Below are 22723 nucleotides of genomic sequence, written 5' to 3'. Positions count from 1 at the left end.
CCGCGCACTTCCGACGTGCCGCAGGGCCCGGCGCGGGAGTGCGCGGCCGCCGCGTTTGCGGGCCAGCCTGACGGTTTCGAGCGCCTGTGGACCCCGCACCGCATCGCCTACATTAAGGGCGAGGCCAAGCCGCTGGACAAGAGCGAGGCGCAGTGCCCGTTTTGCTCCATGCGACACCGGGAGGACGCCGAGGCGCTGGTGGTGCGCCGCACCCCGCTGGCCTTCGTGGTGTTGAACCTGTTCCCGTACAACACGGGCCACCTGCTGGTGTGCCCGTGGCGGCACGTGGCCGACTACACCGAGCTGACCGACGCCGAGCGCACCGAGATCGCCGTGCTCACCCAGCAGGCGATGCGGGTCACGCGCGCGGTCTCCGGCCCGGACGGCTTCAACCTGGGCATGAATCAGGGCGAGGTGGCCGGCGCGGGGATCGCGGCCCACCTGCACCAGCACGTGGTGCCGCGCTGGCGGGGGGATGCCAACTTCCTCCCGATCATCGCCCAGACCAAGGCCCTGCCCGAGCTGCTTGCCGACACTCGCGAGCGGTTGGCGAGCGCGTGGGATCGCGTGGTGGGTGAGGTGGACGACGCTGCCGCCCCGGCCGCCCGGAGCGCTGGGGCCGCCCCCGCTGGTACTGCGCCCGCCGGGAGTGCCCCGGCTGGGGCCGGGCCGCGCGAGGCTGGCGCGGCGGGGGAGCGCGCCGGCGGCGAGGAGGACTGATGCTGGGACAGCACGGACGCGGCTTTACCCGCGCGATCTTCACGGCGCCCGCGCGCGCCCTGGCCCGCCTGGGTGTCAGCCCGGACGCGATCACCTGGACCGGTACCGCAGTCACCTGCGCCCTGGCGCTCACCCTGATCCCCACCGGACACGCCGTGCTGGCCCCGCCGCTGCTGGGTATCGTCACCCTGTTCGACTCGCTGGACGGCATCCTGGCCCGCCTGACGGGCAAGGTGAGCGCCTGGGGTGCCTTCCTGGACTCCACCCTGGACCGGGTCAGCGATGGCGCCATCTTCGCCGCCATCGCCCTCTACGCGCTTTGGCACATGGACGGCGCGGTGGGAACGTGGGCCGTGGTGGCCGCCCTGGCCTGCACCGTGTTGGGCTCAGTGGTGCCCTACGCTCGCGCCCGCGCCGAGGCGATCGGGGCCAGCGCCTCGATGGGTCTGACCGAGCGCACCGACCGGCTCATCATCTCCCTGGTGTCCCTGTTCCTGGTGGGCGTGGGCGCGCCGGGCTGGGTGCTGGCCGGGGCGCTCAGCGTCTTGGCGGTGCTGGCCGCCGTAACGGTGGGGCAGCGGATGGCAGCCGTGTACAGGCAGGTGGGGCCGGCAGCGTCGGCGACCGCTGCGCAGAGCCGGGCGGGCGAGGAAGCGAGCGCAGTTTGTCACCCCACCGGCGGCGGGGCGACGAATTGAGCGCCGTCTCCACCCTCATGCGGCTCTCCCCGCGCCTGCCCGAGTGGGTGACCCGAGCGGCGTTCGCGGCGGCCGGTGCGGCGCTGGGGGCGGCCCACCTGCTGGGCCTGAACGCGCCAGCCAGGCGCCTGGAGGCCAACTTGCAGCGGGTCAGCCCGCTCGAGTCCACCTGGCGGCGCAAGGCGCGCACCTGCCGTTCGCTTGGCCACTACATGCGCTACTTCGGGGAGGCCATGTACCTGCCCGCCGTGCCGCCGGCGCGTTTCGACGTGCGCGGCGGCATCAACGGGCCGGCCGAGCTGCGGGAGAAGGTGGCGCAGGGCAGCATCATCTTCGCCCTCACCCACACGGGGAACTGGGACCTGGCGGCGGCGTGGTCCGCCCGCAACTTCGCCCCCGTTCTCACCGTGGCGGAGCGCCTGGAGCCAGCCGAGGACTTCGAGGCGTTCCTGCGCCTGCGCGAGCAGCTGGGCATGACCGTGCTGCCCGTCTCCCGGCACGAACACCCCTTCCCGGAGCTGGTGCGCCGCTCCCGGGAACGCAACTACCTAGTGCCCCTACTGGCGGATCGCGACCTGTCCGCCGCCGGCGTGGAGGTAAACCTGGCCGGGCACAAGGCGTTGGTCGCCCCCGGCCCGGCCGCCCTGGCGCAGGTGCGCGGCATCCCCATCTACGCCGCCGCCATCCGCCACGTGCGGCTGCGCGGCGCCAAGCGCAGGGCCGCCCGCGCCAAGTGGGGGATCGTGGTGGACGTCTCCCCGCCCCTGCACACCACCAAGAAGGGCCGCGCGGGCGCGGCGGACCTCACGCAGCAGTGGGTGGACTGGTTTGGCGCCTGGCTCCGGGATAACGCAGAGCACTGGCACATGATGCAAAGCGTCTTCGTATCGGACCTGGACCCGGCTCGCCTGGCCCGGGCCCGCGCAAAGGAGCAGAGTTGAAAATCGGCATCGTGTGCCCCTACTCCTTCGCCAGCCCCGGCGGGGTGCAGGCCCACGTCCTGGACCTGGCCCGAGAGCTGATGCGGCGCGGGCACGCCGTGAGCGTGCTCGCCCCGCTGGACGGCGCTAAGGCCCCGGACTGGGTGGTGGACGCCGGGCGCACCGTGGCCTGGAGCTACAACGGCTCGGTGGCCCGCCTGAACATGGGGCCGCGCGCGCTGCGGGGCGTGCGCCGCTGGCTGCGGCGCGGCGACTTCGACGTGGTGCACGTCCACGAGCCCATCACCCCCTCCATCGGGCTGCTCACCCTGCTGAACGCCCGCTGCCCAGTGGTGGCCACCTTCCACACCGCCATGTCCCGCTCCATCGCGCGGCGACTAGTGGCGGGGCTGGCCAACCTGGCGATGCGAAAGCTCGCCGCACGCATCGCCGTCTCTGCGGAGGCCAAGCGCACGCTGGTGCGCTACCACGGCGGGGGCGCGCAGGTGATCCCCAACGGCGTGGTGGTGGCGGACTTCGCCACCGCCGCACCGGTCGAGGCGTGGCAGGAGGGTCCCGACTCGCCCGTGATCGTGTTCCTGGGCCGCCTGGACGAGCCCCGCAAGGGCCTGCCCGTCCTGGCCGGGACCGTGGGCGGCGTGCTGGAGCGCCACCCCGGCGCCCGCTTCCTCATAGCCGGGCGCGGGCAGGCCAGTCAGGCGCGCGCCGTCCTGGCCGGATTTGGCAGCAGCGTGGAGTTTCTGGGCGGGGTGAGCGACGCGGAGAAGAACAGCCTGCTCAAGGGCGCCACCATCTACGTCGCCCCGCAGCTGGGCGGTGAATCCTTCGGCATCGTGCTGGTGGAGGCGATGGCGGCCGGCGCCTACGTGCTGGCCTCCAACATCCCCGCCTTCCGCGCCGTCCTGGCGCAGGGGGAGTGCGGTGGCCTGTTCCCGGTGGGGGACAGCGCCGCCCTGACCGAGGCGATCTGCGCGGCATTGGACGACGCCGCCGCCCGCCGCACAGTCGCGCAGGCCGGGGCGCTCGCCGCCACGCAATACGATTGGGGCCGGGTCACCGACCGCATCGAGGCCGTCTACCAGGCGGCACTGGACACCTCGGCCCCGCAGAAGCGAACCGACGGCCGCGCATAGCGGCCTCACACTAGGGGCGGCCGCTGCGGCGGCGTCGGGCAAGGAAAGAAAAGACGTGAGCAACCAAACCAACACGCCCTACCTGACCGGGCAGAGCACCGCCTACGTGGCGGCCAACGCTGCCCAGCCCCAGCAGGCCCGCCCGGCACAGGTGTGGCAGGCCTACCAGGTCAGCCCCGCCCAGTGGTCCTACCAGGGGGCGCCGTTCGCGAGCCTGAACAAGGCCCACCGCATCTCGACCCAGGTGGGCGCCCTCGAGGTGATCCTGGTCATCATCTCGGTGTTCGGGATGTTCGCCAGCTTCCGGGCCATCTCGGACGGCGAGGTGGGTATCCTCGCCCCGACGGTGCTGGCGCTCATGCCGCTGGCCGTGGTCATCGCGGTGGTGCGCTGGGTGGACCGCTGGGAGCCCGAGCCCAGGCTGCTGCTGTGGCTGACCTTCCTGTGGGGAGCCGGGGTGGCCACGTTCGTCTCCGCGATCGTCAACACGATGGCGGCAGAGCACGTCTACGTCCTCACCGGTGACGTGGCCCAGGGAGACCTGGTCGCGGCCGTGGTCAGTGCCCCGCTCATCGAGGAGGCCTCCAAGGCCTTCATCCTGCTCATGCTGCTGTGGTGGCGACGCGGCGCGATCGGCGGGCCCGTGGACGGCGTGGTCTACGCGGCCACCACTGCGGCCGGCTTCGCCTTCGTGGAGAACATCTTCTACTTCGTCATGTTCCACGACGAGTTGGCCAGCGTGTTCGTGGTGCGCGGCGTGTTCTCCCCGTTCGCCCACATCCTCTTCACCGCCATGACCGGCCTGGCCATCGGCTTCGCCGCGAGGTCCGCCTCCCGCGTGGCCTGGCTCTGGTGGGCGCCGCTGGGCTACGCCGGGGCCGTGGCCCTGCACGCCGGCTGGAACATCTCCGCCTCCGCCGGGGCCACCACCGCGCTGTGGGCGCAGCTGCCGATGCTGGCCCTGCTGCTGGTGATCCTGGCCGTCCTGCAGCGCTCGGAGCTCTCCCTGGTGCAGTGGCACCTGCAGCCCTACGTGCGCGCCGGGCTGATGCAGAGCTGGGAACTGGCCATGGTGACCGTGCCCGCCGCCCGGCAAAACGCCTGCCGGTGGGCAAAGCGGGGCGGGCGCAAGCAGGCGCTGCGCGACTTCCAGGCCGGCGCGGTGCAGCTTGCCCTGGCCCGGCACCGTGCCGCCATCGGCAGGCACGCCTTCCACGCGGCGGAGGAACAGGCCCACCTCACCCAGCTCCACCAGGCCCGCCTAGCGCTCCTGCGCTGAAGTGGCTGGTGCGCTCGCCGCGCCGATAGCATGGCGCGCATGGCCAAAAGCACGGACCTCGAAAAGGCGGGCGTCAACTTCTCCCGGATGCTCAACACGGCGGTGCGCCTGCCGCTCATCCGCATCGACAGGGCGGAGTACCTGCGCGCGGCGTTGAAGAAGCACTGCACCCCGGCCCAGATCGAGGCCGCCGTGCTCACCACCCCGGCCCACGCGGGCATCCCGCTGGAGGTGATCGAGAAGGCCGCGCGCAGCTCGATCAAGTACGAGTCCACGCGGGTGACCGGGGCGTCGGCCGCTGCCGGGCTGCCGGGTGGGGTGGCCGCCTTCATCACTGCCCCCGGGGACGTGGTCCAGTTCCTGGGCCACGTGATTCGCATCGCGCAGAAGCTCGCCTACCTCTACTCCTGGCCGGACCTGTTCACCAGGGACGGGGAGATCGACGAGTCCACCGAGGGCGTGCTCACCCTGTTCATCGGCATCATGTACGGAGTGCACGTAGCCAGGGGAGGGGTGGCCAAGCTGGCGGAGATGCTGGCCAAGAACGTGGTGGCCACCCTGCCGAACAAGGCGCTCACGAACGGCGTGGTCTACCCGATCGTCAAGCGCGTGGCCGCCTCCATCGGGCTGACCATGACCAAGCGAGGCTTTGCCAACGGCATCGCCAAGGCCATCCCGATCGCCGGCGCTGTGGTCTCCGGCGGGCTCTCCCTGGCCGCGTTCCTGCCCATGTCCAAGCGCCTGCAAAAGCACCTGGCGAGCTACGAGCACGCCCGCCCTGCGGACCCCGCCGCTGCGGACGGCCCGGCCGAGGTGGTGGAGTGGGAGGAGGCGTACGCCACCGACGTGGAGGTAGCCCACTTCGAGTGGGAGGACGCCGAAGAAGTGGACGCCCACGAACACTAAAGCCCGGGGCGCAGCGGCAGCGCGCCAGGGCGTAGACTTGGAAAACCCAGACCTGACTATGCGGAGTGCATTGTGACTAACGAGAACCAGCCCGTGGTGGGAACCGACCGCGTCAAGCGCGGCATGGCGGAGATGCTCAAGGGCGGCGTCATCATGGACGTCGTCACCCCGGAGCAGGCCAAGATCGCCGAGGACGCCGGCGCCGTGGCCGTCATGGCCCTGGAGCGCGTCCCGGCGGACATCCGCGCGCAGGGCGGCGTGTCCCGCATGAGCGACCCGGACATGATCGAGGGCATCATCAACGCCGTCTCCATCCCGGTGATGGCCAAGGCCCGCATCGGCCACTTCGCTGAGGCCCAGGTGCTGCAGCACCTCGGCGTGGACTACATCGACGAGTCCGAGGTCCTCACCCCGGCCGACTACGCCAACCACATCGACAAGTGGGGCTTCACCGTTCCCTTCGTCTGCGGCGCCACCAACCTGGGCGAGGCCCTGCGCCGCATCAACGAGGGCGCGGCCATGATCCGCTCCAAGGGCGAGGCCGGCACCGGCGACGTCTCCAACGCCGTCACCCACATGCGCACCATCCGCGCCGAGATCAACCGCCTGCGCTCCATGAGCAAGGACGAGCTGTTCGTGGCCGCCAAGGAGCTGGCCGCCCCCTACGACCTGGTGGTAGAGGTCGCAGAGACCGGCAAGCTGCCCGTGGTGTTGTTCACCGCCGGCGGTATCGCCACCCCCGCAGACGCCGCCATGATGATGCAGCTCGGTGCTGAGGGCGTGTTCGTGGGCTCCGGCATTTTCAAGTCCGGTGACCCCGCCAAGCGCGCCGCCGCCATCGTGAAGGCCACCACCTTCTTCGACGACCCGGCCGTGGTGGCCGACGTCTCTCGCGGCCTGGGCGAGGCCATGGTGGGCATCAACGTGGACGGCATCCCCGTGCCGCACCGCCTGGCCGAGCGCGGCTGGTGAGCTACCGCCGCTGACTAACTGGTGAGGGCCGTCGCAAGGCGGCCCTCACTAATGCCCTCAACCCCACCTGGTTGAGCACTTTGAGCCTGCCCGGGAGGTGCCAGGGCAGTCGAGCAGTGAGCTAAGGAGTGACAGTGGACGACCTAGCAAACCGCCTGCAAAAACAGCAGATCAGCCCCGAGTTCAAGCCCGGTGCCGACGGCGTGCCCAGCCGGAGCGCGGCTCGCGTGGTGGTTATAGCCGCCGACGGTCGCGTGCTGCTGGCTCGCGGGCACGACGCCCTAGACACTGCCCGGGCCTGGTGGTTCACGATCGGCGGCGGCATGGAACCGGGGGAGGACACCCGCCAGGCTGCGGCCCGCGAGCTGGCCGAGGAGACCGGCATCCAAGTGACACCGGAGAGCCTGGAAGGCCCCGTGCTGACCCGCGACTCGGAGTTCGTGTTCTCCAGCATCACGGTGCGCCAACACGAGACTTTCTACCTACTGCGGGTCGAGCACGCCAGCGAGCTGGACGACTCGCGCTGGACCGAGCTGGAGCGCAGCGTGGTGGACGAGCTGGCCTGGATCACCCCGGCGGCACTCCAGGCCTCACCGGTGACCCAGTACCCCCGCGACCTGGCCAAGCGGCTGGAGGAGTGGGTCACCGGCTGGGACGGCACCTGCCCGCACCTCGTGGAGAACGGAGAATGAGCATGATCGAACAGGCCACCATCGGCGTCCTGGCCCTGCAAGGCGACTTCCGCGAGCACGCCGCCATGCTGGAGAGCCTGGGTGCCCGCGTAGTGAAGGTGCGCCGCCCGAGCGAGCTGGCCGGGCTGGACGGCATCGTGCTGCCCGGCGGGGAGTCCACCACCATGATCAAGCTGCTGGACGCCTTCGAGCTGGAGCAGCCGCTGCGTGAGGCGATCGCCGCCGGCCTGCCCGCCTACGGCTCCTGCGCCGGATTGATCCTGCTGGCCGACCGCCTGGAAGACGGCATCGAGGGCCAGCGCACCCTGGGCGGCCTGGACGTCACCGCCCGCCGCAACTCCTTTGGTCGCCAGGTGGATTCCTCAGAGGCCTGGCTCTCTGCCCCCGCCTTGGGGGCCGACGTTGCCGCCGGCCAGGCCCCTGTGCACGCCGTGTTTATTCGCGCCCCTTGGATCGAGCAAACCGGCCCCGCAGTCCAGGTGCTGGCCAGCGTGGACACCCCCGCCGGGCAGCGCGCCGTGGCGGTGCGTCAGGGCCACCTGCTGGCCACTTCCTTCCACCCGGAAGTAAGCAGCGACACGCGCGTACATGGCCTCTTTCTGGAGATGGTGCGGCAATCTGCACAGGCGGCCCGCTAAAATACCGCCAGTATTGGCCGCGCGGCCCGAGGGACGTCGGCTAACAAAAGATGCAACAAACGGAAGTGGGGCACAATGGCCGGGCACTCTAAGTGGGCGACCACCAAGCACAAGAAGGCCGCGATCGACGCCAAGCGAGGCAAGCTCTTTGCCCGCCTGATCAAGAACATCGAGGTCGCGGCGCGCACCGGCGGCGGCGACCCGGCCGGTAACCCCACCCTGTTCGACGCCATCCAGAAGGCCAAGAAGGCCTCCGTTCCCGCCGACAACATCGACCGCGCTGTCAAGCGCGGCTCCGGTGCCGAGGCCGGCGGCGCCGACTGGGAGACCATCATGTACGAGGGCTACGGCCCCGGCGGCATTGCCGTGCTGGTCGAGTGCCTCACCGACAACCGCAACCGCGCCGCCTCCGAGGTGCGCGTGGCGTTCTCCCGCAACGGCGGCTCCCTGGCCGAGCCCGGCAGCGTGGCCTACCTGTTCTCCCGCAAGGGCGTGGTGCTGGTCCCGGCCGCCGAGGGCGTGGACGAGGACCGCCTGATGGAGGTGGCCCTGGAGGCCGGTGCCGAGGAAATCGAGGCCGGCGACGAGCTCTTCGAGGTCACCAGCGAGGCCACCGACCTCATCCCGGTGCGCACCGCCCTGCTGGAGGCCGGCATCGAGTACGACTCCGCCGACGTGCAGTGGGTGCCCTCCACCGAGATCGAGGTGGACGTAGAGGGCGCCCGCAAGATCATGAAGCTGATCGACGCCCTGGAGGACAGCGACGACGTGCAGAACGTCTACGCCAACTTCGACGCCTCCGCAGAGGTCATGGCGGCGCTCGACGAGGACTGATCCTTGCGGATTTTGGGCGTTGACCCCGGGCTCACCAGGTGTGGGCTCGGGGTCGTCGACGTTGACGCCCGCCGGCAGGCGAAGCTGGTGGACGTGGGCGTGGTGCGCAGCGACCCGAACCTGGCCGCCCACTTCCGCCTCCTGGCCATCGAAAAGGGCATCGAGGAGTGGATCGACAAGTACCGCCCCGAGGTGATCGCGGTGGAGCGCGTCTTTGCGCAGGACAACCTGCGCTCCATCACCGGCACCTCCCAGGTGGCCGGGATCGCCATGCTCGCCGCCGCCAGGCGCGGGCTACCGCTGGCCCTGCACACCCCCAGCGAGGTCAAGGCCGCCGTGACCGGATCGGGCCGGGCCGACAAGGCGCAGGTGCAGGCGATGGTGGCGAGTATCTTGCGGCTGGATTCCCCGCCCAAGCCCGCCGACGCGGCCGACGCCGTTGCCCTGGCCATCTGCCACGGCTGGCGCGGCACCGGCATCCAGGGCCTGGGGGAGGACGGCGCGGTGACCGTCTCGCTGAGCGGCGGCGTGCAGTCCCGGGGCGAGCTCACCCCCGCCCAGCGGGCCTGGGCGCAGGCGGCCGCGGCCGCGCGCCGCACCGGCGCGGTGGACCCGCGCAGGCGCGGGCATAGATAAGGCGAGACCGGGCGAAAACAAAAACCGTTCTCAGATAAGGCGGTAGGGTACGGCCTTGGGTTATCTGGGAAGGAGATAACGTGCAAAAGGCCACCCTGGGCGCGCTCGGTGCATTCGTGTCGATGGCGCTTCTAACAACCGCAATTGCACCAGCTCTAGCTGCTGAAGACTCACCGACTCCGCAAGCCACAATCGCCCCAAATAGCGGGGCACTTCCAAACCAGACAGTGGTCCCGGTCGAAGGTGCGCAAGGAAATGTCAACAACGATGCGCAGGCAGAAGGCGACGTCGGCCAACCGGAAACGGACAAAGAAACTCCCACACAGCAGGCAACCGTAGCTGCGGAAGCCGCATCTGACGTCAACCCGCAAGTAGAGCAAAACCAGTCGCCGACGGCAGAACCGCTAGAGGAAGCAGCCACCGACGGCGCTGCCCAGACAAGCGAGGGCCCCACCGGTGCCGCGACGGCGCCGCAGGCGGCCCGGGAAGGTGACCAGGCCGAGCCCGCGCAGGTATTTCCCCAAGCACAAGGCGGCACAGTAGTGGCCGACAACCAGTACGGGGTGGGCGCGCTCAAGATCTACGACGCAGCAGGCAAACGACTCAACCTCTGCACCGGCATGCTTCTGACCAGGTCCCTGGAGTCAAAATGGGTGCTCACCGCCCGGCAATGCTTCTTGAACAAAGCCGACTACAACAAGACCAAGCCCACTGCGGCCGTCAGCCCCAAACAGGTGACCTTCCACCTCAACCAGAACGCGACCGGAACGGGCATCAGGGCAACAAAACTGATCCTCGACCCCAACAGCGACCTAGCGCTCGTAGTGCTGTCCCAACAGATCAGTACCATGAACTTTGGGGGTCCCTCCTTTGAGGAAATCGAACGAGGACACCAGGTTTCAACCTACGGATACGGCAACGATCCGCGCGACCCTTGGAAGAACCCCGTGCGCCGAAAGACAACCCACACGTTCACGGACTTCGCCACCCTGCAAGGGCAAAAGTGCGGATACAACCTGCTGGCGACCAGAGGAACGATGCAGCACCAGCCCGGTGACATCGGCGGCCCCGCGCTGGACAGTCAAGGAGGCATCCTTGGAATCCTCACCCACAGGCAGCTAAACGTCTTCACGTCCCCCGGCGGCAAAAGATACGCCGCTGATGCGCCCGACACTGGCACGTCCTACTGGATTCCCCCCAGCACCATCAGAATCTTCCTGCTCAATTCCCAAAAGGAAAGCGGACTGATCGACGGGTCGGATGTTGGCATCCTCAACCCGAGCTGCGACAAGGTACAAAAGCGCCAGGTGGTTTCTGTGCTGGCAAGCTCCGATTCGAGTCGCCTTTGGAGCGCATCAGTGCACAACGGCACGGTCCAGTACCACTACCCGGGCGGGGCGGAAAAGCGCGTGGCCGAGCTGGGCAAGCCGGTCGTGTTCAAGCTGCGCTCCTGCTACCAGTCCCAGACGAACTGCGTAATCGAACAGTCTTATCTGCTTCCAAAGGGCTGGAAGGTGCAAAACGCGCTCGAAAGCGGAGCGGCGATCCCGAAGGAAAAGATCACCGCCTCCTACAACACCGCCTGGGGCACAAACCTCAAGGCGATCAAGCTTCCCACCTACCACGAGCCGTGGGGTAACTACTTCACCCACCGGCTCAACGGCTTCAACCGTGTCGAGACGTCCGTGAGGGCATTCAAGGAAACCGAGTTCACCAAGAACGCGGTGCTGGTAAGCGGGGCAAACTTTGCCGACGCGGTGGTGGCCGGTCCGCTGGCAGCCAAATACGACACCGGTATCCTGCTGACCACCTCCAAGGGGAGCCTGGAAAGCCAAGTGCTCTCCGCCCTGACACAGGGCAAGGTCAAGAACGTCTTGATCGTGGGCGGCCCAGGCGCGGTAAACAAAGCCAAGGAAGACCAGCTAACCAAGCTCGGAATCGCCGTCACGCGACTGGGAGGAAACGACCGCTACCTCACTTCTAGCGCGGTTGCACAACACCTGCGCTCCAAGGGCGCCACCAGCCACGTCTTCGTGGCCGACGGCAGCGGATTTGCCGACGCCCTTGCCGCCGGTGCTGCAGCAGGCGCCCAGAACGGTTACATCCTGCTTTGCCGCACCAGCACTGTAGGCGGCAAGGTGGTCGACGCCACCAGCTCAGAGGTGAAGAAGTACTTCCGGGCTGACAAAACCACCGTGGCGGTGGGGCGCAAGGCAGCTGTGGCAACCGAGAGCTGGGGCAAGTCAGTCGCAGTGGTCGGTAACGACCGCTACGAAACCGCCGCGATCCTGGCCCTCGGCTATGGGAAACGGCAAAAGGTCATCGTGGCCTCCGGAGTGGATTTCGCAGACGCGCTCGTGGCCAGCGCCGTCGCCGTTAAGGAGAAGGGCAGCCTGATCCTGCTTCCCCAGGCAGGTCAATCCGTATACTCCCTGAACGCAATCCGCGCGTTGGACCCCGCCTCGATCACGATCGTGGGCGGATACAAAGCAGTCCCGAACGCCGTGATGGAGCTGCACAACTCCAGGGCCGGAAGGTACTACCCCTAAGGCCGGGGTTTCCCAGAGGCAGGCGGCGCGGGCCCACGTCATTTTGATGGCGTGGGCCCGCCCCTGTTGGAGCGAGGTCCTACCGAGGTGAATTTCTCGCAGATCGTCGGCTGTGGGCACACATCTGCTTAGTTGCGGCGCGTGTCCAAAACGTGGTGGACGTGCTGGCCCTGCGTTCAGCGGGGCTTGCCGCCGCGCTGCGGTGCGCTAGGATTCGTACAGTTGTTCGATAAGGGGGAGTGGTGATCGCATCTCTGGCAGGCGTGGTCCAGCACGTCGGGCTCGGCAAGGCCGTCATTAGCGTTGGGGGAGTGGGCTTCTCCTTCAGGGCCACCCCCACCACCCTGGCCGGGCTGGCCGCCGGGCGCGAGGCCGAGGTCTACACCTCCCTGGTGGTGCGGGAGGACTCCCTCACCCTGTTCGGCTTCGCCGAGGCCGAGGAACGCGACATCTTTGAGTCCATGCAGTCCGTCAGCGGCATCGGACCGTCCATCGCCCTGGCCATGCTGGCCGTGCACACCCCCAACGCGCTGCGCCGCGCCGTGGAGGGCGAGGACCTGGCCGCCCTGTGCCGCGTGCCCGGGGTGGGCAAGAAGTCCGCCCAGCGCATCGTGCTGGAACTCAAGGGCAAACTGGGCGCCCCCACCGGCGGGTTGGAGGCGCCTGCCCCGGCGCCCGCGCGTGGGGACGTGGAGGCCCAACTCACCCAGGCCCTGACCGGCCTGGGCTGGCAGGCCGCCACCGCCGCGAAGGCCGCCTCCGCCGCCATCGACGCCCAGCCGGAGGCGGACGTGGCCACCCTGTTGCGCGCCGCCCTGCAGAGCCTGGGAGGCGGCCGTGGCTGACGACTTTCGCGTCATCGCCCCGGACGCCGACGAGCTGGAGCGCGCCGCCGAGGCCGCCCTGCGGCCACGCCGCCTAGAGGAGTTCGTGGGCCAGGAGGTGGTGCGCAAGCAGCTCGGCCTGGTGCTGCGCGCCGCCCAGGAGCGCGGCGCGGCCCCCGACCACGTGCTGCTATCCGGCCCGCCCGGCCTGGGCAAGACCACCCTGGCCATGATCGTCGCCGCCGAGACCGGCGGCTCCCTGCGCCTGACCTCCGGGCCCGCCATCCAGCACGCAGGGGACCTGGCCGCGATCCTCTCCGGCCTGCAGGAAAACGACGTCCTCTTCATCGACGAGATCCACCGCCTGGCCCGCACCGCAGAAGAAATGCTCTACCTGGCCATGGAGGACCGGCGCGTGGACGTGGTGGTCGGCAAGGGGCCCGGCGCCACCTCCATCCCGCTCACCCTGCCCCCCTTCACGGCCGTGGGAGCCACCACGCGCGCCGGCCTGCTGCCCGCCCCGCTGCGAGACCGCTTCGGCTTCACCGGCCACCTGGACTACTACAAGCCCAGCGAGCTAGAGCAGGTGCTGGTGCGCTCCGCCCGCCTCCTGGGCGTCACCCTGGACCAGGACGCCGCCGCAGAACTCGCCTCCCGCTCCCGCGGCACCCCGCGCGTGGCCAACCGGCTGCTGCGCCGCGTGGTCGACTTCGCGCAGGTGCACGGCAGCGGCAAGTGCGACATCGAGGCCACGCGCGGTGCCCTGGAACTCTTCGAGGTCGACGCCCGGGGCCTGGACCGCCTAGACCGGCAGGTGCTGCTGGCCCTATGCACCCGCTTCGGGGGCGGCCCGGTGGGACTGAGCACCCTGGCCATCAGCGTCGGGGAAGAGCCCGAAACGGTAGAGACCGTCGCCGAGCCCTACCTGGTTCGCGAGGGACTGGTGGTACGCACTCCGCGCGGCCGGGCGGCAACGTCGTCCGCCTACCAGCACCTGGGCCTGCCCGTGCCCGGCCCCACCGTCGCGCCAGGTTTTGATTTGCCGGAATTCAACTAGACTGCCCAAGGATGCCCGCAAAACGCGGGCCCTAGACAGACTGGGAGAAAACCCGTGCCGCAGCAATACATGATCTGGCTCCTGCCTCTCTTCCTCATCCTCGCCATGTGGTGGATGGGCCGCAGCGCCAAGAAGCAGCAGGCGCGCCAGGAACAAGAGCGCGACGCCGCGCTGGTGCCCGGCAAGTGGGTAGTGACGATCGGGGGCTTCTACGGCCGCGTCGTCGAGGTGGACGGCCTCACCGTCACCCTCGAGTCCCCGGCAGGTGACGAGACCCTGTGGGCCCGCCGCGCCATCCGTGGTGCCGAAGAGCCCGTTTTCTCCTCGCTCGAAGTCACCTCGGACGAGCCGGAGTCCACCACGGACAAGGCCGCCGAGTAACAAACCGCGCTAGAAACGCTGGAAGAATGTCAATCTCAACGAATTCGCGCTCGTCGAAGCAGCCGAGCAAGAAGCCCGTGGTGGAACGCCCCTGGCGCTCCCTGTTCGGGCTATTCATCATCCTCGCCGCCCTGGTCGGCACGCTCGGGGTGGGGCAGTGGAAGTCCGACGCGGACTTCGTGCCCGACCTCGCGCTCGACCTGCAGGGAGGCACCCAGATCATCCTGACCCCCAAGACCACCGACGGCTCCGAGGTCTCGGAGTCCGACGTGGACCAGGCCATCGAGATCATCCGCAAGCGCGTGGACGCCTCCGGCGTCTCCGAGGCCGAGATCTCCAGCCAGGGCGGGCAGAACGTGGTCGTGGCGCTGGCCGGTAACCCCAGCAAGGAGACCCTGGACCTGGTGCGCACCCCCGCGCAGCTCTCTTTCCGTCCCGTGCTGGTGATGGGCGCCCCCCAGGCCACCGAGGTGGAGGCCGACGTCGACGGCGACGGCAAGATCTCTGACGAGCCGGCCACCACGCCTGCCAACGGCTCCGACTCCGCCTGGCTCACCGAGGCCGTGCAGCAGGAGTTCGGCAAGCTCGACTGCACCCTGCCGGAGAGCCTGAAGGGGCACGGCGCCGCCGACCCGGACAAGCCGATGGTCACCTGCTCCACCGACGGTGTGAGCAAGTACGTGCTCGGCCCGGTGGAGATGGCCGGCACCGACGTCAAGACCGCCGCCTCCGGCATGGGGCACGACCAGTTCGGTAACCCGGACGGCCAGTGGGGCGTTGACCTCACCCTGACCTCCGAGGGCGCCGCGAAGTTCCGCGACATCACCGCCCGCCTGGCGTCCTTCCGCGCCAGCGACCCGATGCGCAACCTGTTCGCGATCGTCCTGGACGGCCTGGTGGTCTCCTCCCCGGGCGTGGAGAACGCCATCCCCAACGGGCAGGCGCGCATCTCCGGCTCCTTCGACCCGCAGAGCGCCGCCACCCTGGCCAACCAGCTCAACTTCGGTGCGCTGCCCCTGAACTTCGAGGTGCAGAGCGAGGAGACGATCTCTGCCACCCTCGGTTCCGAGCAGCTGTCCAAGTCGATCCTGTTCGGCCTGGTGGGCCTGGGCCTGGTGGTCCTCTACCTGGCCAGCCAGTACCGGGGCCTGTCGCTGATCGCCACCGGCTCCCTGGTGGCCGCTGCGGCGCTGACCTACCTGATCATCGCCCTGTTCTCCTGGTCGATCGGCTACCGCCTCTCGCTGCCCGGCGTGGCGGGCATCATCGTGTCCGTCGGTGTCACGGCGGACTCCTTCATCGTCTACTTCGAGCGCATCCGTGACGAGATCCGCGACGGTCGCACCATCCCGCAGGCGGTCACGCACGCGTGGCGCGCGGCCCGCCGCACCATCCTGATCTCCGACGTGATCAACCTGCTCGCGGCCGTGGTGCTCTACTTCCTGGCCGTGGGTGGCGTGCGCGGCTTCGCCTTCACCCTGGGCCTGACCACCGTGGTGGACCTGATCGTGGTGTTCATGTTCACCCACCCGGCCATGCTGCTGGCGGTGCGCGGCAAGTTCTTCGCGGAGGGCCACAAGCTCTCCGGCCTCAACCCGGAGTGGCTGGGCGCTAAGGCGCCGCTCTACACCGGGCGCGGCACCACGCGCGCGGGCATCGCCCGCCGCAAGGCGGAGGCGAAGGCTGCCGCCGTGGCAGGCGAGGCAAAGTCGGCCGGTGCCGACGCGAAGACCCAGGCCGCTGACGGCGAGAAGGGGGAGAACTGATGTTCAGCTACCAGAAGTGGGGCAACGAGCTCTACACCGGTGAGCGCACCTACCAGATCGTCGGCAAGGGCCGCTTCCTCATGGGAATCGGCGGCGCCCTCATGGCCGCCTCGGTCCTGATCGTGGCGGTGTTCGGCTTCGCGCTCGGCATCGAGTTCCGGGGTGGTTCGCAGTTCACGATCACGGGCTCCGAGGTCACCTCGCAGCAGCCCGCCTACGACGTGCTGAAGAAGGCCGGCCACACGGAGGGCGTGCGCGTCTCCAACCTGGGCCAGTCCTCCCTGCGGGTGCAGACCTCGCAGCTGAGCGACGCCGACACCCGCGAGGTCCGCGAGGGCCTGGCGGGGGCCTACAAGGTGGACGAGTCCGCCGTGGCCTCCACGTTCGTGGGCCCGACCTGGGGCAAGGACGTTTCCACCAAGGCCCTGCAGGGTCTGGCCACGTTCCTGGCCCTGGTGGCGATCGTCATGGCGATCTACTTCCGCCGCTGGACCATGTCGGTGGCCGCGCTGTTCGCGCTGCTGCACGACATCCTGATCACGGTCGGCGTCTTCGCCGTCACGCGCGTGGAGGTCACCCCGGCTACCGTGATCGGTTTCCTCACGATCCTGGGCTACTCGCTCTACGACACCGTGGTGGTCTTCGACAAGGTCCGCGAGAACACGCGCGGCTTTGACCAGCAGCACCGCTACACCTTCGGTGAGCTGGTCAACCTGGCCGCGAACCAGACGATGGTGCGCTCCATCAACACCTCCATCGTGGCGATCCTGCCGGTGGGTTCGATCCTGCTGCTGGGTTCCCTGCTGCTGGGCGCGGGCACGCTGACGGACATCGCATTGGCGCTGTTCGTGGGCATGATCGTGGGCACGTTCTCCTCGATCTTCATCGCCTCCCCGATGCTGGTGGTGCTGGAGCAGGCCATCAAGGGCCGCGTGAAGGAGCACACCGCTGAGATCCGCGCCAAGCGGGGCCACAGCGACGCCGTCCAGGTGGTCGACCACAAGGTGGTGGCCAAGGAGGACGAGGAGCCGCGCCGCGCCAAGAAGCGCGCCGACGTGGTGGTGGAGCAGGAGCCCGAGTACCTGTCCGGTCCCGGCTGGGAGGAGCAGGAGCAGGCCCGCAGCGCCAAGGCGACGAAGGTGGAGCGCAAGGCCAAGAGTGCCAAGAAGGGTGGGGACGACGTTGCCGCCCAGGCCGACGAGCCGCACGTGGCCCGTCCTATGCAGGCCGGTGGGCACCGTGGCAATGCCGCGCAGCCGAAGAAGCGGAAGAAGGGCAAGCGATGAGCCTGCTGATTCGCCCGAAGGTGGCCCAGGAGCTGGAGGAGCTGGTGCGGGGCAACCTGCGCGAGATCCAGGACTTCCCGGAGCCCGGCGTGCTGTTTCGTGACATCACGCCGCTGCTGGCCAACGGCCCGGCCTTTCGCCGCCTGACCACGCTGCTTGCCCGCCTGGTGGGTGACGACGTGGACGCCGTGGCCGGCTTGGAGTCGCGCGGCTTCGTGCTGGCCGCCCCGCTGGCCAACGCCCTCGAGGTGGGCATGCTGACCGTGCGCAAGGCCGGCAAGCTGCCCGGCCCGGTGCTGGGCGTGGACTACGCGCTGGAGTACGGCACGGCCCGCATGGAGATCCGCCCGGAGTCCGTGCACGAGGGTGACCGTGTGCTGATCATCGACGACGTGCTGGCCACGGGTGGCACGGCGCGCGCGGCGATCGAGCTGGTCGAGAAGGCCGGTGGCGTGGTTGCGGGCGTGATGGTGCTGTTGGAGCTGGAGGAGCTCAAGGGGCGCGAGAAGCTGGAAGGCTACGAAGTGCACTCGATCCTGAAGTTCTGAGGTACCAGAAATTGGATGTGGCCGCCGCACCCGTCAGGGTGCGGCGGCCATTGCCGTAAGCGGTAGAATCCAAAAATGGCTGATGCAAGAGGGAGTAACTGGACCAGGAGCTGGCTTGAGAGCCTTGGGCTGGCGAGCGCTACGCGCCCTGTGCCGCCCTCGATCGCGGCGATCCCGGCGCTAGTTCCGATCGTCAACGCCCTGTTGGAGCACGCGGGCGACGAGCAGATCGACTTCGACCTGGTTGAGCACGCCTACCGGGTGGCTAATCGCGTACACAAGGGCCAGACCCGCAAGTCAGGCGAGCCCTACATCACCCACCCGGTTGCCGTGGCGACGATCCTGGCCGAGCTGGGGTTGACCGCGACCACGGTGGCGGGCGCGCTGCTGCACGACACGGTGGAGGACACCCCCTACTCGCTGGCGCAGCTGAAGATCGACTTCGGCCCGGAGATCGCGCTGCTGGTGGACGGCGTCACCAAGCTGGACAAGGTGGAGTTCGGGGCGGCCGCCAAGGGCGAGACGGTGCGCAAGATGGTCGTGGCGATGGCCAAGGACATCCGGGTGCTGATGATCAAGCTGGGCGATCGGCTGCACAACGCGCGCACCTGGAAGTACATGGACCCGGAGAAGGCCAAGTCCAAGGCGCAGGAGACGCTGGAGATCTACGCCCCGCTGGCGCACCGCTTCGGCATGAACGCGATCAAGTGGGAGCTGGAGGACCTCAGCTTCAAGGTGCTCTACCCGGGCCGTTACGAGGAGATCGAGCAGCTGGTCAAGCGCCGGGCCCCGGAGCGCGAGGCATACCTGGCCTCGATCTCTTCCAAGATCCAGGAGCAGCTGGACGGGCTGGGCATCAAGGGCGTGGTGACCGGCCGGCCCAAGCATTTCTACTCGATCTACCAGAAGATGGTGGTGCGCGGTCGGGAGTTCGACGACATTTACGACCTGGTGGCGCTGCGCATCCTGGTGGACACCGTGGGGGAGTGCTACGCGGTGCTGGGCAAGCTGCACGAGGTGTGGAAGCCCGTGGCCGGTCGCATTAAGGACTACATCGCCCTGCCGAAGTACGGCGTCTACCAGTCCCTGCACACCACGGTGGTGGGCCCGGGTGGCAAGCCGGTGGAGATTCAGATCCGCACCCACGAGATGCACCGGCGCGCCGAGTACGGCGTGGCGGCGCACTGGAAGTACAAGGCCGACCCGACCGCGAAGAAGCGCGAGGCGCTGCGCACCAAGGAGGGCACGGGCGAGCTGCCGCCGGGCGCCTCTGAGATGATCTGGCTCAAGGGCCTGTTCGAGTGGCAGCAGGAGACGGGTGACCCCAACGAGTTCCTGGACTCGCTGCGCTACGAGATGAGCGGCACCGAGGTTTACGTCTTCACCCCCAAGGGCGACGTGATCGCCCTGCCGGCGGGCTCCACGCCGGTGGACTTCGCCTTCGCGGTCCACACCGAGGTGGGCTTTAAGACGGTGGGCGCCAAGATCAACGGACGCCTGGTGACCCTGTCCACGAAGGTGGACAACGGGGACACGGTGGAGGTCATCACCTCCAAGGACCCGGACGCGGGCCCGAACGAGGACTGGCTGGCCTTCGTGGCCTCCCCGCGTGCCCGCTCCAAGATCAAGGCGTGGTTCACCAAGGAGCGCCGCGAGGAGGCGGTGGACGAGGGGCGTAACCGGGTGGCCAAGATGCTGCGCAAGCAGAACCTGCCCATCCAGCGCTTGATGAACCACCACTCGCTGCTGGCGGTGGCCCAGGAGATGGGCTACAAGGACGTCTCCAGCCTGTACGCGGCGGTGGGGGAGAACCACGTGTCCGCCGAATCGCTGTCCTCCAAGCTGGTGGCGGTGCTGGGCGGCGCGGACGGCACGGAGGAGACGCTGGCGGAGGCCACGATCCCCAAGCCGCGCAAGCGGCGCGGCCCGGCCACGGGCAGCGGCATCGTGGTGGAGGGCATGAAGCCCGGCGAGGTGTGGACCAAGATCGCCCAGTGCTGCACCCCCGCGCCCGGCGAGCCCATCACGGGTTTCATCACGCGTGGCAACGGCATCTCCATCCACCACGAGGACTGCGAGAACATCGAGGCGCTCTCCTCCCAGCCCGACCGGCTGGTCAAGGCCCACTGGGACATCGACCGCCCGGGCGGCTTTATTGTCCAGGTGGTCATCGAGGCACTCGACCGCTCCGGGCTGCTCATGGACATCACCCGGGTGATGGTGGAGCAGCGCGTGGACCTGCTTTCCACCACCTTCAGCTCGGACGGCGACCAGGTGGCGGTCGGCCGTGTCACCTTCGAGGTGAGCGACGAGACGCACCTGGAGGCCGTGATGAAGGCACTGCGCAAGCTCTCCGGCGTCTACGAGGTCTCCCGCGTCAACCGGCGCGGCCACGAGGGCTGAGCCCCGCCTAGGCGGCGTCGTCGTACAGGTCCCGCACCACCAGGTAGCGCTCCACGGTGCCGCGCCGGTCGGCCACGAAGCGGTCGCGCCACTCCTTGGCTGAGAACTCGCGCCTGGCCACGTAGGCCAGGGCGGTGAGCACGTCGGGCTCGGCCCGGCAGGAGAGCACCAGGTCCAGCAGCGTGCGCAGCGAGTCCGTGCAGGTGCCCTCCGCGGGGGTGTAAAGGTGCGAGCCGGGCACGTGCCAGCGGTGCACCACCCGGGCCTTGGACTGCCTGCTGCCGGCCGCGATCACGTGCGGCTGGTCCAGGTAGCCGATCCCCGTGTGCACCCACGCCGCAGCAGTGCAGCAGAAGGTCTGGCCCGGATGCAGGTCGTTCAGCGCCGCGATCCGGCACAGCCTGGAGTCCGCCAGGTCCCACGGCAGGGCGGCCAGCCCAAAGTCCATCGCCAGGCCGTCGCGGGCCAGCGAGACGCGTTCGCGCGGGTCCAGGTAGAGCTCCATGCCCCAAGCCTGGCGGCAAACGGGCGCCGGGCCAACGCGAAAGCGCCCGCCTGTGGACAGGCGGGCGCGGCGACACGGGCCCTCGGGGCGCCCGCCGGCACCGGATTTCCCCTGGGCCCGGGCAGAACGCCGGTGGGGCGGGACCTGGAAGGTCCCGCCCCACCGGGGGTGTTCACGCGCTACCCGCGCCTACCGGATCAGCCCTCGCTGCGCGAAAGCTGGTCCAGCCAGGACTTGCGGGCGGCCAGGGCCTCCTCGGCCTGACGCACGGCCTTCGCGTCGCCCTTGGCGGTGGCCTGGGCGAGCTCCTTCTCCAGGTTCTCGATGGCCTCCTCCAGCTGACCCACCAGGCCGGCGCGGCGCGCCTTCTTCTCCGGGTCGGTGCGGCGCCAGCGCTCGTTCTCGGCCTCGTTGATGGCACGCTCCACGGCGCGCATGCGCGCCTCGATGCGGTCCTTGGCCTCGCGCGGCACGCGCCCGGCCTCCTCCCACGCGTCCTGGATCGGGCGCAGCGCCTCGCGGGCCGCCTCCACGTCCGTGACGGGCAGCAGCGCCTCGGCGTGCTCCAGCAGGGCCTCCTTGGTGCGCAGGTTCTCCGCGTACTCGGCGTCGATCGCCTTGTTCGTGGAGGACCGGTTGTCGAAGAACACCTGCTGCGCGGCGCGGAAGCGGGCCCACAGGGCGTCGTCCTCCTTGCGGGACGTGCGGCCCGCGGCCTTCCACTGCTCCATCAGGTCGCGCATCTTGGCGCTGGTCTCGCGCCAGTCGGTGGAGGTAGACAGCTCCTCGGCGCGGGCGATCAGGGCCTCCTTGGTGGCCTTGGCCTTGGCCTGGACCTTGTCCAGCTCCGCGAAGTACTGGCGGCGGGCGCGGTCAAAGGCGCCACGGGCGGCGGCGAAGCGCTTCCACAGCGCGTCCTCCTCACCCTTGGGGATGCGCGGCCCAGAACGCTGGGCCTCCTTCCACTGGTCCAGCAGGGCCCGCATCTGCTCGCCGGAGGACTTCCACTGCACGCGCTGCGGGTCGCGCGCCGCGATCTCCTCGGCCTGCTCCACGATCTTGGTGCGCACGGCGATGGACTCCGCCTTGGCGGCCTCGCGGCGGGCCCGCTCTGCCACCTTGTGCTCCTCGGCGGCGGTCTTCAGGCCGGCCAGGCGCTCGCGCAGGCCGTCCAGGTCACCGACGGCCTTGGGGGCCTCCAGGGCCTCGGACAGGGAGGCCAGCGTGGAGTCGATCTCCTTGTCGGAGAGGTTGACCATGCGGGCGGAGAACAGCTCCACCTGGGCGGCGATGTCCAGGTAGCGGCGCACGTACATCTCCAGCGCGTCGGCCGGCACGCCCTCGGGGTACTGGCCGATCGCGCGCTCGCCACCGGCCTCGCGCACGTACACGGTGCCGTCGTCGGCCACGCGGCCGAACTGGGCGGCGCGCACCACGGCCGCGATGTCCAGCGGCTGCTCGCTGGGCGGGGCCGGGCGGTGCTTGCGCGGCTTGGCCGCAGCCGGGCTCGGCGCGGCGGGCGCGGCGGGCGCGGGAGCCTCCTTCGCCGCCTCCTCGGTCACCTCCGCGACCGGAGCCTCCTCGGCCTTCACCTCGGCCTCGGCCGCTTCAGCGGCGGGGACCTCTGCGGTCTCTACAGCCTCGGCCGCCTCAGCGGGGGCGGCCTCTACGGCGGGGGCGTCGGCGGCAACGTCGGCCACCCCTGCCGCCTCGACGGCCTCAACTTCGGCCTGGGCGGGCGCGGATTCTTCCACTTCCGCCGCGGGCTGCTCGATGGGGGTGACAACTTCCTCGGTGTCACGCGGTGCGCGTGCGTCGTCAGCGACGGTCACGGTTTCTCCTTCAGGTTGGGCGGGTAGGTCCCGCCGTGGCACGGCCAGGCGGCCGTGTGCGCGTATCGAGACAAGAGTCTAGGGAACTTTTGCGCCCCATAGGTCACATCCGAGTAACCTTCT

The 22723-nt window shown here is 69.3% G+C and carries 21 protein-coding genes; 19 read left to right on the top strand and 2 right to left on the bottom strand.

Annotation, left to right across the window (positions count from 1 at the left end):
* Positions 1 to 15: 15 nt before the first annotated feature.
* From ABYF38_RS01025 to ABYF38_RS00935, 19 genes are all read left to right on the top strand, one after another.
* A complete protein-coding gene (locus ABYF38_RS01025; RefSeq protein WP_371152970.1) occupies positions 16 to 720 on the top strand; it encodes an HIT family protein in 705 nt (234 codons plus the stop codon).
* Complete coding sequence (pgsA, locus tag ABYF38_RS01020) at positions 720 to 1418, top strand: phosphatidylinositol phosphate synthase (protein WP_371152277.1); 699 nt, start codon at positions 720 to 722, stop codon at positions 1416 to 1418. Before ABYF38_RS01025 ends, pgsA begins: the two co-directional genes overlap by 1 nt.
* Complete coding sequence (locus tag ABYF38_RS01015; protein WP_371152276.1) at positions 1415 to 2359, top strand: phosphatidylinositol mannoside acyltransferase; 945 nt, start codon at positions 1415 to 1417, stop codon at positions 2357 to 2359. The genes pgsA and ABYF38_RS01015 overlap by 4 nt, the downstream gene beginning before the upstream one ends.
* Positions 2356 to 3492 (top strand): glycosyltransferase family 4 protein, encoded by a 1137-nt coding sequence (locus tag ABYF38_RS01010; protein ID WP_371152275.1) that lies wholly within the window; start codon positions 2356 to 2358, stop codon positions 3490 to 3492. The genes ABYF38_RS01015 and ABYF38_RS01010 overlap by 4 nt, the downstream gene beginning before the upstream one ends.
* A 55-nt stretch (positions 3493 to 3547) precedes the next feature.
* Positions 3548 to 4771, top strand: a complete 1224-nt coding sequence (locus ABYF38_RS01005) for a PrsW family intramembrane metalloprotease (protein ID WP_371152274.1) — start codon at positions 3548 to 3550, stop codon at positions 4769 to 4771.
* A 39-nt stretch (positions 4772 to 4810) separates the two neighbouring features.
* Positions 4811 to 5677, top strand: coding sequence for a hypothetical protein (locus tag ABYF38_RS01000; protein ID WP_371152273.1), 867 nt, complete (start codon positions 4811 to 4813; stop codon positions 5675 to 5677).
* Positions 5678 to 5749: 72 nt separating this feature from the next.
* Entirely contained in the window at positions 5750 to 6649 is a 900-nt protein-coding gene (pdxS, locus tag ABYF38_RS00995) for a pyridoxal 5'-phosphate synthase lyase subunit PdxS (protein WP_371152272.1), read from the top strand.
* Positions 6650 to 6783: 134 nt separating this feature from the next.
* Positions 6784 to 7341, top strand: coding sequence for an NUDIX hydrolase (locus ABYF38_RS00990; RefSeq protein ID WP_371152271.1), 558 nt, complete (start codon positions 6784 to 6786; stop codon positions 7339 to 7341).
* Complete coding sequence (gene pdxT, locus ABYF38_RS00985) at positions 7338 to 7979, top strand: pyridoxal 5'-phosphate synthase glutaminase subunit PdxT (RefSeq protein WP_371152270.1); 642 nt, start codon at positions 7338 to 7340, stop codon at positions 7977 to 7979. Before ABYF38_RS00990 ends, pdxT begins: the two co-directional genes overlap by 4 nt.
* Before the next feature lie 75 nt (positions 7980 to 8054).
* Positions 8055 to 8813 carry a YebC/PmpR family DNA-binding transcriptional regulator gene (locus ABYF38_RS00980; protein WP_371152269.1) on the top strand — a complete coding sequence of 253 codons (759 nt, stop codon included), beginning with the start codon at positions 8055 to 8057 and terminating at the stop codon, positions 8811 to 8813.
* Between the two features lie 3 nt (positions 8814 to 8816).
* Positions 8817 to 9449 carry a crossover junction endodeoxyribonuclease RuvC gene (ruvC, locus tag ABYF38_RS00975; RefSeq protein WP_371152268.1) on the top strand — a complete coding sequence of 211 codons (633 nt, stop codon included), beginning with the start codon at positions 8817 to 8819 and terminating at the stop codon, positions 9447 to 9449.
* 80 nt (positions 9450 to 9529) lie between these two features.
* The gene (locus tag ABYF38_RS00970; RefSeq protein WP_371152267.1) at positions 9530 to 11998 is read left to right on the top strand and encodes a cell wall-binding repeat-containing protein; all 2469 of its coding nucleotides are present in this window, start codon (positions 9530 to 9532) and stop codon (positions 11996 to 11998) included.
* Between the two features lie 242 nt (positions 11999 to 12240).
* Complete coding sequence (ruvA, locus tag ABYF38_RS00965) at positions 12241 to 12843, top strand: Holliday junction branch migration protein RuvA (protein WP_371152266.1); 603 nt, start codon at positions 12241 to 12243, stop codon at positions 12841 to 12843.
* Complete coding sequence (ruvB, locus tag ABYF38_RS00960; protein WP_371152265.1) at positions 12836 to 13879, top strand: Holliday junction branch migration DNA helicase RuvB; 1044 nt, start codon at positions 12836 to 12838, stop codon at positions 13877 to 13879. Before ruvA ends, ruvB begins: the two co-directional genes overlap by 8 nt.
* 54 nt (positions 13880 to 13933) lie before the next feature.
* Positions 13934 to 14260, top strand: coding sequence for a preprotein translocase subunit YajC (locus tag ABYF38_RS00955; protein WP_371152264.1), 327 nt, complete (start codon positions 13934 to 13936; stop codon positions 14258 to 14260).
* 80 nt (positions 14261 to 14340) lie between these two features.
* A complete protein-coding gene (secD, locus tag ABYF38_RS00950; protein WP_371152263.1) occupies positions 14341 to 16026 on the top strand; it encodes a protein translocase subunit SecD in 1686 nt (561 codons plus the stop codon).
* Positions 16026 to 17312: a protein translocase subunit SecF gene (secF, locus tag ABYF38_RS00945; RefSeq protein WP_371152262.1), complete on the top strand. Its 1287-nt coding sequence runs from the start codon at positions 16026 to 16028 to the stop codon at positions 17310 to 17312. The genes secD and secF overlap by 1 nt, the downstream gene beginning before the upstream one ends.
* Positions 17309 to 17860 (top strand): adenine phosphoribosyltransferase, encoded by a 552-nt coding sequence (locus tag ABYF38_RS00940; RefSeq protein WP_371152261.1) that lies wholly within the window; start codon positions 17309 to 17311, stop codon positions 17858 to 17860. Before secF ends, ABYF38_RS00940 begins: the two co-directional genes overlap by 4 nt.
* A gap of 75 nt (positions 17861 to 17935) precedes the next feature.
* Positions 17936 to 20263: a RelA/SpoT family protein gene (locus tag ABYF38_RS00935; RefSeq protein WP_371152260.1), complete on the top strand. Its 2328-nt coding sequence runs from the start codon at positions 17936 to 17938 to the stop codon at positions 20261 to 20263.
* Positions 20264 to 20270: 7 nt separating this feature from the next.
* Here the strand turns inward: ABYF38_RS00935 and ABYF38_RS00930 are convergent, their stop codons facing one another.
* Both ABYF38_RS00930 and ABYF38_RS00925 read right to left on the bottom strand, forming a co-directional pair.
* Positions 20271 to 20768, bottom strand: a complete 498-nt coding sequence (locus ABYF38_RS00930; RefSeq protein ID WP_371152259.1) for a hypothetical protein — start codon at positions 20766 to 20768, stop codon at positions 20271 to 20273.
* 197 nt (positions 20769 to 20965) lie between these two features.
* On the bottom strand, positions 20966 to 22600 hold the full coding sequence (locus ABYF38_RS00925; RefSeq protein ID WP_371152258.1) for a DUF349 domain-containing protein: 1635 nt from the start codon (positions 22598 to 22600) through the stop codon (positions 20966 to 20968).
* Positions 22601 to 22723 lie beyond the last annotated feature (123 nt).

The sequence above is a fragment of the Buchananella sp. 14KM1171 genome, assembly GCF_041380365.1.
In the GTDB taxonomy this organism is placed as follows: domain Bacteria; phylum Actinomycetota; class Actinomycetes; order Actinomycetales; family Actinomycetaceae; genus Buchananella; species Buchananella felis.
Note: the sequence above shows the minus strand (reverse complement) of the source record. Positions and strands in the feature narration are given on the sequence as shown.